14 protein-coding genes and 2 pseudogenes are annotated in these 12217 nt (G+C 60.8%); 8 read left to right on the forward strand and 8 right to left on the reverse strand.

Annotation, left to right across the window (positions count from 1 at the left end; all coding sequences use genetic code 11):
- Positions 1 to 37: 37 nt before the first annotated feature.
- The gene (locus NKJ32_RS21625) at positions 38 to 289 is read right to left on the reverse strand and encodes a hypothetical protein (RefSeq protein WP_352680305.1); all 252 of its coding nucleotides are present in this window, start codon (positions 287 to 289) and stop codon (positions 38 to 40) included.
- On the opposite strand from NKJ32_RS21625, the gene NKJ32_RS21630 reads away from it, so the two are divergent.
- Positions 288 to 1181 carry an NAD(P)/FAD-dependent oxidoreductase gene (locus tag NKJ32_RS21630; protein WP_352828902.1) on the forward strand — a complete coding sequence of 298 codons (894 nt, stop codon included), beginning with the start codon at positions 288 to 290 and terminating at the stop codon, positions 1179 to 1181. The genes NKJ32_RS21625 and NKJ32_RS21630 overlap by 2 nt on opposite strands.
- Before the next feature lie 1051 nt (positions 1182 to 2232).
- Here NKJ32_RS21630 and NKJ32_RS21635 read toward each other — a convergent pair.
- From NKJ32_RS21635 to NKJ32_RS21655, 5 genes and pseudogenes are all read right to left on the reverse strand, one after another.
- Positions 2233 to 2345 (reverse strand): annotated as a pseudogene (locus NKJ32_RS21635) (alpha/beta fold hydrolase); the annotation flags it as partial.
- A gap of 3 nt (positions 2346 to 2348) precedes the next feature.
- Positions 2349 to 3161 carry an SDR family NAD(P)-dependent oxidoreductase gene (locus tag NKJ32_RS21640; protein WP_352828904.1) on the reverse strand — a complete coding sequence of 271 codons (813 nt, stop codon included), beginning with the start codon at positions 3159 to 3161 and terminating at the stop codon, positions 2349 to 2351.
- Between the two features lie 34 nt (positions 3162 to 3195).
- A complete protein-coding gene (locus NKJ32_RS21645; protein WP_352828906.1) occupies positions 3196 to 3702 on the reverse strand; it encodes an SRPBCC domain-containing protein in 507 nt (168 codons plus the stop codon).
- 3 nt (positions 3703 to 3705) lie between these two features.
- Positions 3706 to 4305 carry an NADPH-dependent F420 reductase gene (locus NKJ32_RS21650; RefSeq protein WP_352828908.1) on the reverse strand — a complete coding sequence of 200 codons (600 nt, stop codon included), beginning with the start codon at positions 4303 to 4305 and terminating at the stop codon, positions 3706 to 3708.
- Positions 4306 to 4455: 150 nt separating this feature from the next.
- Positions 4456 to 5190 carry an SDR family NAD(P)-dependent oxidoreductase gene (locus NKJ32_RS21655; RefSeq protein WP_352828909.1) on the reverse strand — a complete coding sequence of 245 codons (735 nt, stop codon included), beginning with the start codon at positions 5188 to 5190 and terminating at the stop codon, positions 4456 to 4458.
- A 268-nt stretch (positions 5191 to 5458) separates the two neighbouring features.
- Here NKJ32_RS21655 and NKJ32_RS21660 point away from each other — a divergent pair, with 268 nt between their 5' ends.
- From NKJ32_RS21660 to NKJ32_RS21685, 6 genes and pseudogenes are all read left to right on the forward strand, one after another.
- Positions 5459 to 6355, forward strand: a complete 897-nt coding sequence (locus NKJ32_RS21660) for a LysR family transcriptional regulator (protein WP_352828911.1) — start codon at positions 5459 to 5461, stop codon at positions 6353 to 6355.
- A gap of 208 nt (positions 6356 to 6563) precedes the next feature.
- A complete protein-coding gene (locus NKJ32_RS21665; protein WP_352451024.1) occupies positions 6564 to 7151 on the forward strand; it encodes an NAD(P)H-dependent oxidoreductase in 588 nt (195 codons plus the stop codon).
- Positions 7152 to 7259: 108 nt separating this feature from the next.
- Positions 7260 to 7427 (forward strand): annotated as a pseudogene (locus tag NKJ32_RS21670) (GMP synthase (glutamine-hydrolyzing)); the annotation flags it as partial.
- Between the two features lie 333 nt (positions 7428 to 7760).
- Entirely contained in the window at positions 7761 to 8693 is a 933-nt protein-coding gene (locus NKJ32_RS21675) for an alpha/beta hydrolase (RefSeq protein ID WP_352569210.1), read from the forward strand.
- 19 nt (positions 8694 to 8712) lie between these two features.
- Positions 8713 to 9660 (forward strand): sigma-70 family RNA polymerase sigma factor, encoded by a 948-nt coding sequence (locus NKJ32_RS21680; RefSeq protein WP_352828913.1) that lies wholly within the window; start codon positions 8713 to 8715, stop codon positions 9658 to 9660.
- A complete protein-coding gene (locus NKJ32_RS21685) occupies positions 9588 to 10238 on the forward strand; it encodes an SGNH/GDSL hydrolase family protein (protein WP_352634590.1) in 651 nt (216 codons plus the stop codon). Before NKJ32_RS21680 ends, NKJ32_RS21685 begins: the two co-directional genes overlap by 73 nt.
- Before the next feature lie 178 nt (positions 10239 to 10416).
- On the opposite strand, the gene NKJ32_RS35530 is transcribed toward NKJ32_RS21685, so the two are convergent.
- Both NKJ32_RS35530 and NKJ32_RS21690 read right to left on the reverse strand, forming a co-directional pair.
- Positions 10417 to 10995, reverse strand: coding sequence for a GFA family protein (locus NKJ32_RS35530; protein WP_502897618.1), 579 nt, complete (start codon positions 10993 to 10995; stop codon positions 10417 to 10419).
- Positions 10923 to 11288: a VOC family protein gene (locus tag NKJ32_RS21690; protein ID WP_352569213.1), complete on the reverse strand. Its 366-nt coding sequence runs from the start codon at positions 11286 to 11288 to the stop codon at positions 10923 to 10925. The genes NKJ32_RS35530 and NKJ32_RS21690 overlap by 73 nt, the downstream gene beginning before the upstream one ends.
- An 87-nt stretch (positions 11289 to 11375) precedes the next feature.
- Between NKJ32_RS21690 and NKJ32_RS21695 the strand changes: the two genes are divergently transcribed.
- A complete protein-coding gene (locus NKJ32_RS21695) occupies positions 11376 to 12032 on the forward strand; it encodes a TetR/AcrR family transcriptional regulator (protein ID WP_023676206.1) in 657 nt (218 codons plus the stop codon).
- The last annotated feature ends 185 nt before the right edge of the window (positions 12033 to 12217 follow it).

Below are 12217 nucleotides of genomic sequence, written 5' to 3' on the forward strand. Positions count from 1 at the left end.
GACAATTCCAGTACTTGACAGTATCCTAATTCTTGCATTACGATACCATGTAGTATCTGAAATGTGCAAGCCAATGGGTAGGTTTCAACCTGTCCTCCAAATCAAGTTTCCCGGGGCGCCCGGCGATATCGAATGCGGCATTGTCCGGCCGGTCAACACAGTGATGGGCGACTTTCTCGTCGATGCCGAAGCCCTGCTCGCTGCCCGTCTCGAGCGCGTATCGCTGGACGATATTTCGCGCCAGGCCCAGCCCAACCCCCTCCATCCACAACACGGAGCTTATCACCATGGATGACGTCATCATCATCGGCGGCAGCTTTGCCGGTCTCGCCGGCGCCCTGCAGCTCGGCCGTGCCCGCCGCAAGGTCACCGTTCTCGATACCGGCCTGCCGCGCAATCGCTTCGCCGGCCACTCGCATGGCCTGCTCGGTCACGATCACAAGCCACCGCTGGACATCCTGGCCGAGGCGCGGCAGCAGCTGGCGCGTTATCCCACGATCAGGCTGGTCAGTGCCCGGGCCGACAGCGTCTCCGGCGCCATCGACGATTTCTCCGTCCTCACTGGCGATGGCGAAAGCCTTGGGGCGCGGCGCCTGATCCTGAGCTATGGCGTCGCCGACCAGATGCCTGATGTTCCGGGCTTCGCCGAAAGCTGGGGCACGTCCATCGTACCCTGCCCCTATTGCGACGGCTTTGAAGTCGCCGGCCAGCATTGGGGCCTCGTCTGGTCGGGCCCGCAGTCGCACAATTATGTCAGGCTGTACCACGATTGGACCGACACGTTGACGCTCTTCGCCGATGGTCACGACATTCCACCCGATATCCGGGCCGATCTGGCGCGCCGCAACATACCTGTCGTCGATGGCCGGATCACCGAGATCGCCCATCACGGGGGCCATATCGCCACCGTCAATCTCGATACCGGCCGCAATGTCGCGGTCGACATCCTGTTCGCCCATCCGCGCAACAAGCCGTCCGCAAGCCTGCATGAATCACTGGGCCTCGCCACGGTCGATACGCCCCTCGGCATCGCCCTCAAGGTCGACGAGCGCCGCGAAACTAGCATTCCCGGCATCTACGCCGCCGGCGACCTCGCCAACCCCCTCATGGCCTCGGTCACCACGGCATCATCGCACGGCGCGATGGCGGGCATCTTCGCCCAGCAGTCGATGCTGGTTTGAGAGCACAGATTCCCTTCTCCGGTTGCCGCGGGCTATCATATTCTGAAGGTTGCGGGCCGGTGCCACGGAACGCGGGGCCCCTCTCCCCTGAGGGGCGTCTTTGGCCGGTCAGCCGTCTCGAAGGGGCAGTTGAGCAAAACGATTCCTAGGCTCAGGCCGGTCCGCAAACGGTCCCAAAAAGACCCACAGGCTTTCCACAGGTTATTCAACCTCCCCCGGCCCCCTCCGGGAAGAAGTTCAGCAAGTGGAGGGCGCGACATTGCACCTTGAACCGTGCTGTCGCGTCCTCGGAGCGGGTGGGTCTTGAGGTGTCCAGTTTATGCTGCCGGGAGTGTCCAGTTTGCACTGCCAGCGGTATCCAGTTCACCTACAAACGGAGAGGGGTGGCGCTTGGATGACGCTGCCGCGGCGGGTCGCGTTGTGGCGCGCTGTGCTATGAAAGTTAGTGACGGTACTTTCTTCGTTCGCTGTACCTGAGTTGCCCAAAGTGGGTCGGGAAAGGCGATCGACTTCGATAGATGCCGACACCGCACAAAAAATTTTCGTGCTATTTTTCCCTTTGAAATCAAGACTGTAACGTTTTGACGGCCCGTGGGTCGGCTTCTTGCGCGGCAACGAATAAAAAACCTAGCTATATCAATGGCCTAACTAGATTTAGAACAATCGAGTGGGAGTGAGGGGCGTACGGTAGAGTAGGTTGGAGTACTGTCGGATATATTCGGAAATTGTTGGTCAACGATAGGAGGCGATAGTTCGCGGGCGATTCTGCAAGAACAAGCAGCCGTTTTGCAGGTCGGCGATAGACCTTCGATTATGTGTAGAGATGCTCAAAGGGATCGATACACCGCGCCGTTCACAGCACATGCTTTGGATTGGGATTGGAGCGCCGATCCAATTCCTCGGACAATAGACATCATGTTCCGTGGATTTGTATCATGGTCTAAGCGGGGCGGGACCAACGAGACGAGCGCACGGCCGCCGAGCACAGCGGGGACGGCGCCGTAGCTGAATACGTTCTCGTGCCTCGCATAGTTTCAGAGTGCTCCCGCAATGCGTGGACCGTGCGCATGCCGTGCGCCAGATCCCTGTAGACTTAAGCGTGCCATGCTTCAGCAGCTTGGCCGACAGCGGACCCGAGTTGGCGAACGGAACAATTTGGTCGTCCTGCTACGCGACGAAGCGGACCACGCCACCATCCACCCGCAAAGCCGCGCCGGTGGTCGCCGAAGCCTGCTCCGAGCATGTGTAGATGATCATGTTGGCCACCTCATCGGTGGTCGCGAAACGGTGGATGAGGCTCGTCGGACGCATCGCCTGCAGGAAGCCCTGCTCGGCTTCGTGCTGCGTGATTCCATTTGCGTCAGCCTGTTTCGCCATGAAGTTGCCCAGGATCTCAGAGCGGGTAGGTCCCGGCAGGACGGCGTTGACGGTGACGCCCGTGCCCGCGACCGCCTCGGCAAGCCCGCGTGAAACCGCGAGTTGAGCGGTCTTGGTGATGCCATAGTCGAGCATTTCCTTAGGGATGTTGACTGCGGATTCGCTACTTATGAACACGACGCGGCCCCAGCCTTTCGCCACCATCCGCGGCAGGTAATGACGGCTCGCGCGCACGCCACTCATTACGTTCAACTGGAAGAGGTCAAGCCAGTCCTCATCGGGGATATTTGCGATATCCTCGACGCCGTTGTAGCTTCGGATGTGTGCTGTACCGACGTTGTTCACAAGGATATCGGCGTCCGGCGCATGCGCGATCAAGGCCTTTGCCCCCTCCGCTGTCGCAAGATCAGCGGCGATACCCGAGATGTCGCTGCCGGGGAAGGCCTGCCGCATCTGCCGCACCGCCTCATCGACCCGAGCGTTTCCACGGCCGTTGACGACGACCGATGCACCGGCACGCGCCAACCCCTCCGCCGTCGCGCGGCCGATACCGGCGGTGGATCCGGTAACAATGGCCTTGCGGCCTTTGAGTTCGATATTCATCTCATTCATCTCCAAAATTAACTAGGAAGCGCAATCAATCCACTGTCGTCTTCGCTGTTTCCGCCTCCGCTGCGTGGGCGAGGCTTTCGACCCAGTCTTGGTGATACCGGTAGAGTGCGCCGGGATGTTTGCGCCCGAGCTCATCGAGGAAGAAGGGGCCCTGCTGCGTTTCCTCGGTCAGCACATGGCAGCCATGGTCCGTAGGCGTGATGACCCAGCCATGGTATGCGCTTGAGCCGGTCTCGTCGCCATTAACTGTCGTCGCCCATGCGAGCCTGCGAAGGGGCTCGCATTCCGTCACGACCAGACTCATCGGAAATCCAACCGTCACACGGCTGTATCGCGTTCCGAGCGCCAGTTCCGGCTCCCCCGTCAGAATCTTGACCTGATCCTCGGCGGGAAAGTAGCTCGACCAATTCTCGGCTTCGACGAGCAGCTTCCAGACCGCTTCAGGCGGCGCCTTCACGTCAATGTCGTTGAGTGCGTAGATGGCCGACGTTTTCGGATCATATCGCTCGGGCCAGGTCACATGGTCGTACATCGATTACTGCTCCTTCTTGAACAAATCCTGGAAGATGAGCTGGCCCCAAGTGCGGCCGCGCGCGTGCACCAGCGCGCCACCCTCGTTGAGCTTTCCCAGCTTGACGGGTGCGAACCCGAGTTGTTTGGCCAAGGCCGCCACGGGAGCGGTCGCGTCGTCGTCGTCGCTCGACAGAAAGACGACCCGGTGCCCGCCCTCGACGATCGGATCGGCAGCCAGGGTGGCCGCAACCAGGTGATTGAAACCTTTCACGAATTTGGCGCCGGTGAACGCCTTCGCGACGAAGGCGGAGGACGGGAGGCCGTCCAGCTCTTCAGGCACTGGAAACACGTTCGTCGCGTCGATGACCGTCTTGCCTTTCCAGCTCGGCAGAGCCTTCGCAACTTCGCGGTGCTCTCCGAACGGGACTGCCAAGATGATTGTGTCGGCCTCGAGTGCATCCCGCAGCGACTTGGCGACGACCCTGGGTCCAATCGCCCGAGCCTGCGGCGCCAACGCCTCGGGCGGCCGGCGGCTCGCGACGGCCACGTCGATGTTTTTACGGGCGAAGGCGTGGGCGAGGGCCTGGCCTATCTTACCGAATCCTACAATTGCGTAGCTCATAATGCTTCTCCGATCCGTGTTGGTATTGATTCCCCGGCCTTCAACGGCGCTGGGTTATTCGTTCCGCTGTGTGGCGACCTTTGCGTGGTCGTTCCACCATGGACACGCTAGTTCCCGCCGGTCAGCCGCTTCCCGCGATCCGGCGCGATTTCAGATGGCCGAGAAGCCGCCATCGACAGACAACTCCACCCCATTCACGAAGCTCGAATCGTCGGAAGCAAGAAACAGCGCGGCCGTCGCAATTTCCTCAGGACGCCCCATCTTTCTCCGCGGGATCAGGGATTCGAACATCTGCTTCGCCTCCTCGGTGAGAACTTGGTCCTGCATCGGCGTGGCGATCGGCCCCGGGTGCAGCACGTTCACCCGGATATTCCTGCCCTTGAGTTCGTTGAGCCACCCGCGTGCGAATGCGTGCAGCGCCGCCTTGCTCGCCGCATACACGCTGTAACCAGGAAAACCTTTCACCGAAGCAACTGACCCGGTCATGAAGATCGATCCGCCATCGTTGAACAGCGGCAACGCCTTCTGAACCGTAAACAGCGTGCCGCGCGTATTCAGGCCGAAGGCCGCATCGAAGTGCTGCTCGGTAATCTCGCCCAGTGGGACGGCTTCGCCCGTGCCGGCGCTCGCGTACAGGACGTCGATCCTGCCCTTTTCCCGCTTGACTGTATCGAACAGGCGGTCGAGGTCGTCGAGATTGGCCGCGTCGCCGCGCACGCCGGTCACGTTCCGGCCGATCAGCTTGACGGCCTCGTCCAGCGCCTCCTGTCTCCGGCCCGTGATGAAAACATAGGCGCCTTCTTCAACGAACCGCTTGGCGCTCGCCAGCGCCATGCCGCTCGATCCACCCGTGATGACTGCAACCTTACCCTCAAGCTTTCCCATGACTTCTCCTTTCGTGGTGTCGGGACAGCATCTGCCTCCGAGAACCTCGAAATGGGTCCGCCGGCGTCAGTTGTTGAGTGCGGAAGCGCGCACATCGGTGGTGCGAAATCGATCCGGCTGGACGACTGACGCCAGCCGCGACGATCGGCGTCCGCCGTTCGGAATTGAGCCGCGCTCGTCGACATAGGCTATGATGACCGCCCGTACTGCTGTTCGATGTGTTAGATACGGGCTTTGGAAGGCGCACCGCGCGGTGCCGGATTGCACCATGATCGACTGGGATGACGTTCGCTACTTTCTTGCCGTCGCGCGCGGAGGCTCGGTGCGGGCCGCCGCCGAGCGCCTCGGTGTGAACCACTCGACCGTGCTGCGACGCGTCGCCCAGCTCGAGGAACGCCTCGGGGTGGAGATGTTCGAAAAGCTGCCTTCGGGCTACCGCCTGACGGCTGCGGGCGAGGAGGTCCTCGAGTTCGCGGACCAGATGGAAGTGTCGTCGCACCTGCTGGAGACGCGCGTCTTCGGGCGCGACCAGAGCGTGCGCGGGCTTCTGCGGGTGACGCTGGCACCGCCCCTCGCGACACACCTGCTCATGCCGGACTTCGCCGATTTCGCGCGTCTGCATCCGGACATCGAGATGGAAATCTTGTCGTCCGGCGAGCTGGCAAATCTGACCAACCGAGAGGCCGACGTCGCGATCCGCGTCGTCTACGACCGCAAAACCCTGCCGCTCAATCTTCATGGCCTGAAGGGACCGGAGGTGTTCGGCGGCGTCTATATGTCCTGTGATCGACTAGCCGCGTGGCGTGCGGGCGCGCCTGATCCCATCCGGTGGATCGTCATAAGCATTCATGGAATTCCGGAATGGGCCAGCGAGGGTGAGGTTCGCACCACGGGGGTTCCCTTCAGGACCACGGACGCCGAGGCGCAGATCGTTGCTGTACGGCAAGGGCTCGGGATCACGACACTGCCCTGCTTCGTCGGCGATGCCGACCCCCTACTGGTGAGGGTGCCGGGCACCGACCTGCACATGTACGGAACGCTCTGGCTTCTCACACAGGGGGAGACACGCAAGACGAAGCGCGTACGGCTCTTCACGGAGTTCGTATCCCGCAGGCTCGCCGCGTACGCGCCGCTTCTCGCGGGGCTGTCCATATCGCGCGACTGACGCCTGGCAGGTCGCCGATGGCGCTGTCTCGAGCGTACCGCTGTAGAAGGGCCATTCTCGGCGTTGAAAAACAATTGCTCTTTGAAGACTGTGGCGCGTACAGCTATTTCGAAATCCATGATTGGTATGAGAAGCTTTGCCCGAGCACCGCGCCGCACGAATGATGACGCGCAGCGCAACCAAATTGGGGAGGATTCAAAATATTGGTATGCGATGCTTGATTGTCACGGCTCATCCACTCAATCCAAGCCTTTGCCAAACGCTTTCGAACGCAGCTATCGACACCCTGATGGATGCGAAGCACCAGTGCCGACATGTTGATCTGTATCGATCTGGCTTCTTCCCGGCTCTTACACCGGCGGAGCGCGCGAGCTACTATTCCGGATTCGAGACTACAGAGGTAGCTAAAGAGATTGAGGATCTTCTCTGGGCCGAGACTATCGTCTTGATTTTTCCCACGTGGTGGTTCGGACCTCCAGCTATATTGAAGGGCTGGTTCGACAGGGTATGGGTGCCTGGTATTGCATACGATCACGCAGCCGATCTTGGTGCCATACAACCGCGACTTCGCCAGTTAAGGAAGGTGGTTGCAATAACCACTTTGGGCTCACCTTGGTGGGTCGATTGGCTGATCCTCAGGCGGCCAGTGCGGCGTGTTCTCAAGACAGCTATTCTGAATACCTGTGCTCCTCAAGCCTCGCTTACGTTCCTTTCATTTTACAAGGTTGAAAGTCTGCCTAGGCAAGGTGTCGATGCTGCGATAAATCGCATTAGATCAATGCTACAGCATCTATAGCTAAGCCCCGTCACAATGCTCCTTTTCTTTGAAGGGCGCAGGTAGAGCAATGCCCGTGGGGACAGCGCGGCTCGTGACCGCTGCCCTTATCGGTATGTACGCGCATACGCGCCGAAAGCGTCACCATCGGTAGATGGCAGCACCGCGGATATCTACCGTCACGACCTGGCATTCCTGGGCGCCGCCGCCACCGGCATCATCAACGAGGTGCGCGGCATCAACCGCGTCGTCTATGACGTGACGAGCAAACCGCCAGGCACAATCGAGTGGGAGTGACGAGGAGTACTGCGGAGTAGAAGAGGATAGAGCAGCATGTTTAAGGCGATGTTGGCTCGGCGATAATAGTCAATAGTCCCAGCCCCCGGCCACCCGGCGACGGCATAGACGAAGCATCCGGCCGATCGGCGAATGTCTGGAACGAACGTCCCACAGAGAAGGGTGGAGCAGCCTAGCCTTGCTGGGTTTGACAACCGGGGTCCGCGGCAACTGCCACCGGCGAGGCGTTGCATCTGCCGGCCACGTATCCTTTCGCTGGGTTCATCCGTCTTAGCTGTTCATGGGCACGGTCATCCTTGACATCGCCCTCCTGGACGAATTGGAGCGTGACAAATGAACAGCAAGCAGAGCCTAGCGAACAAGATACACTACGAAACGCTCGCGGAGGCTTTTCGCAGCGGTCGAGAATCGCCACAGGAAGCATCCGAGTGGTCCGTTTTGACGGCAGAACCGGGCGGCGTCGATTACGTCGAGACGACCCTCGGCGACACGACCGCGCTGTGGGTTCAGCCAAAACTGGCGGCCAAGGATCGGGTCATGCTCTACGCGCACGGCGGTGGTTATGTTGGCGGATCGATCTGGACCCATCGCAAGATGGTCGGACACCTTGCTAAGGCGATCGGCTGTTACGCTCTGCTCGCTACGTACGACTACGTTTTCCAGAGCAAGTTTCCGCGCCAGATCGAGCAGACCCTGACCGCGTTCGAATGGCTGCTCGAGCAGGGTGTCGCGCCGAAGCACACCATAGCTGCAGGCGATTCCGCTGGCGCGGGCCTGATCCTCGCGGCCTCGATTAAGCGCCGCGACGCCGGACGTCCGCTGCCGGCGGCGATCCTCAGTATCTCCGGCTGGCATGATATGTCCGCGAGCGGACTCTCCTACGAAGCGAACCGTGAGAAGGACGCCTTCTTCCAGAAGGCCAGCGTGGACATGCTCGCGTCGCAAGTCCTCGGTGAGGTCGATATCCGACATCCCTTGGCCAGCCCGATCTTTGCCGATCTCAAGGGCCTGCCGCCGATCTATTTGCAGGCGGGCGAAGAGGAAACCCTGCTCGACGACAGCCGAGCGCTCGCCGAGCGTGCAAAGGCCGCCGGCGTCGAGGTGCGCTTAGACGTATTTCCGGGGATGCTGCACTCGTTCCAGATGATGGCCGGCCGCGCTCCCGAAGCCGACGACGCGATCGCGCGGTTGGCACAATGGGTTCGCCCCAAGCTTGGTCTGGCCGCAACCGCGGCAATACGCGCTGAAGGTCAGGAGGTCGCATGACTGGCAAATTGAAACCAAGATGTGGCAGCTGAAGGACATGCCCGAGCGACCGACCGGCCTGTTCGATGCGCGATATCGCGCCTTCCTCGAGACGGTGTCAGGCGTCCGCGCCCAACTGCATCGCTACTGCGCCCGCATGACGGGCTCACGCCTCGACGGTGAGGATCTCGTGCAGGAGACGCTGTTCGAGGCCTACACGAAGATTGAGACCCTCGACGATGCCCGCCGGCTGAAGCCCTGGCTGTTTCGCATCGCTCACAATCGCTGCATCGACTTTCTGAGGCGACGCGATGTGCGCGAGCGCGCGGAGCACGCCTATTCGGACGACGTCGGCGTTGTCTCTGCAGAGCCGGCAGCGACCGATGCACGCCGCGCCATCGAACGGCTGGTTGGCCGCTTGCCGCCCAAGGAGCGCGCCTGCCTCCTCCTGAAGGACGTGTTCGACTATTCGCTGGAAGAGACCGCAGAACTCGTGGACTCGACGGTTGGGGGCGTCAAATCCGCGCTCTCCCGCGGACGGGCGAAGCTCGCCGACTTGCCCCCTGAACCTGCCGGTGAACCGAACCGTCCGCTTGATCCCGACACCGCGCGGCTCTTGCAGCGCTATGTTGACCTCTTCAACCGCCATGACTGGGATGGCGTGCGGAGCCTCACCAGCGCCGATGCTCGGTTGCGGGTCGCCGACTGCTTCGACGGCCTGCTCAGAAGTTCTCCCTATTTCGTCGAATACGAGCGAAACCCGGAGACGTGGACCATGGAGTTGGGGGCGATCGACGGACAGCCTGTCCTGATCGTGCTCTTCCAGCGAGGCGACCGGTGGCAGGTCGCGTGGCCGGTTCGTGTCCATGTCGCCGGTCGCGTCATCGATCGCATCGAAGATTATTATGCCTGCCCATGGATGTTGGAAAACGCCGCGGAATCCGACCTGAAACTCATGACTGGGCCAGCCGTTTTGGGAAGAGCATAAGGCGACGATTTCTCACTTCTGGCCTGGCGGAGCTCCGCCGGCGGCCGGGCAACGGGCAATTTGAGTTCCGGAATTTTGGCGTCGGCGGCGACTTGGCCTACAACGCGCTGCAGCGGTTGCCGGATGTGCTCGCCTGTCGTCCCGACAAGGTCATCGTCTGGGTCGGCGGGAATGATGTTCTCACGCTCGTGTCACGCAAAGTGCGGCGGTTCTTTACGTTTTGGAAGCGTCTGCCCCGCACGCCTTCGCCCGATTGGTTCCACGAGAATCTGGCCGAGATAGCACGCAGGCTGAAGCGCGAGACGGCGGCGGACATCGGCCTTTGCTCGCTCCCTCCGATAGGAGAAGCGCCGGATTCGGACGACCCGTTCCAGAGCGAGTTCAACCGGCGGATCAAGGAATATTCTGCGATCGTGGCGGCCATCGCGCACGAGGAACGCTGCGGCTATGTCCCGCTCCATGAGGCGCTCACCGAGGCGGTTCGCGCCTCGCCCTGGCCGGGCCTACACGGCGTTCAACTTTCTTCCATTCTATCGCGATGCTTTTCGCGTACTGGTGCTGCGGCAGCGTCCGGATGATGTCGCCCGCGTAAATGGCTGGCTATTTCACACCGACGGCGTGCACTTGAACAGCCGGGCAGGGCTGATCGTGGCGGATCGCCTACAGAAATTCGTTCAGGCCTGAACCCTGAGCGGCAAGGCTGTATCCGATTTGCGCACCTATCTGAATGTCTTATCGCGCAGGCTGGCGGCCGGTTTATCGACCTAGCAACATCGCCACGCGCGATGCCAAAAGTTTAACGACGAACCCTAGAGGATAACCCCGGTGGCTCGGCACGTCGTCAGGAATGACATCGCTGTCCGACTTGAACTTAGTGCAAATCCGCAGCTGCAGTGGCGGGAGTTCTCCGTGAAACCGCGCTCTGTATGCCGAGACCCAATGCGGACCTCTATCGAAGTTCATTAACATCGCTGAATTGCAGCACATGGCGATGACCCTATTCGTGGCTGAAGTTTCCTTAAGCTTGTAACCCCTCAGCAATTCGGCCCCCTTGGAGCACTCGATGCGGTCCTTTCGATAGAGGATGTATGCGGTGCCGCCATCGGGATCGCGTATGGCGCCAGCACCTGGCAAAGCTTCGATCTGATCAGCTCCCTTCCGGCAGTCGTCGCAGTAGCAGGCACTGCTCACGATCGGCCTGCCAAAGGCTTTGAGTTCGACGCCACCGCAAGAGCAAGTTGCGGTCATGATAGGTGAGTGCGTCATCTGCTGGTGATCATCATGCGATTGCCCTCGCTGTCCCGAAATTCCGCGATCGTGCGCCCCGGTTGCCATGGCGCGGGGCGCGGTTCTGCTATGATCTCGGCGCCTCGCGATTTGAGTCTCTGAACGGTGACTTCGATTTCGTTGTCAACCAGCACGAGGACGGGCCCCTCAGATGGTGTTTCGTCCTTGCGCCTTAGGAAGTGGAGGGTGGTTTCGGCACCTGGAAATCCGAGTTCGATCCATCGCCACCCATCATTGCCCATTGGCTGATCGGCGACGACGCGGCAGTTCAGGTGATCGATGCAGAACGCCTTGGCGCGTTCCTGGTCGAACACCGGAAGCTCCGCGAACTGGATGTGCATTGTCGATCTCTCCCCATTGCATCTCGGTCCAAATCAAACTAGACGGTCCAGTACCATGAGTCAATCGGCAGCGGACACGCCAGGAGCATGACCACGACGCGTTCAGCAGGTGTTTCAGAAGAACTCGAACCGCACGGCCGGTCGGCGAAAAAGCGGCGGGCCATCCTCGAGGCGGCGACAGAAGTGTTTCTGCAAAAGGGCTATCTGGCCACCAATATGGACGAGATCGCGGCGCTTGCGGCGGTGTCGAAACAGACCGTCTACAAGAATTTTCCGAACAAGGAGATGCTGTTCGTGGAGATCGTGAGCAGCGTGACCAATCGAGCCAGCGATAGGGTCCACAGTAAAATGCCCGAACTCGCCGAGGGCGAAGATATTGCCGATTATCTTCAGCGCTATGCGTACCGACAGCTTACCACTGTACTCACGCCGCGCGTCATGCAGCTGCGCCGTCTGGTGATCGGCGAGGTCGGCCGCTTCCCAGAACTGGCAAAGGCGCTCTTCGATGGCGGACCCGGGCGCGCAATTGCGGCGATGGCAGTGTTGTTCGAGCGCTTGGCTGATCGCGGCCTGCTTGCGATCGATGATCCGGCCGTCGCCGCTTCCCAGTTCAATTGGTTGATTATGGGCGAGCCATTGAACAGGGCCATGCTGTTGGGTGACGAGTCGATTCCGAAACCGGCGAAGCTTCGACGGCACGCCGCGGCCGGCGTACGGGTGTTCCTTGCGTCATACGGCAAGTGAGGCACGCCACGGCGACGAGCGAATGCCGGGCGCTACCGTGCGGACCGTTCGGCCGTGTTTGACGGTCCTTTTTTGGTCCCCAGTGGGTCGCGGCTTGTTGCGGCGCGGCTGTCGAAAATCGACCGATTGTTGTCGATAGTCGCCGAAACCGAGCCGATCCCGAATCGCCGAAATTCCCTTTTGAA

This window comes from Mesorhizobium sp. M0159, from assembly GCF_040322295.1.
GTDB lineage: Bacteria > Pseudomonadota > Alphaproteobacteria > Rhizobiales > Rhizobiaceae > Mesorhizobium.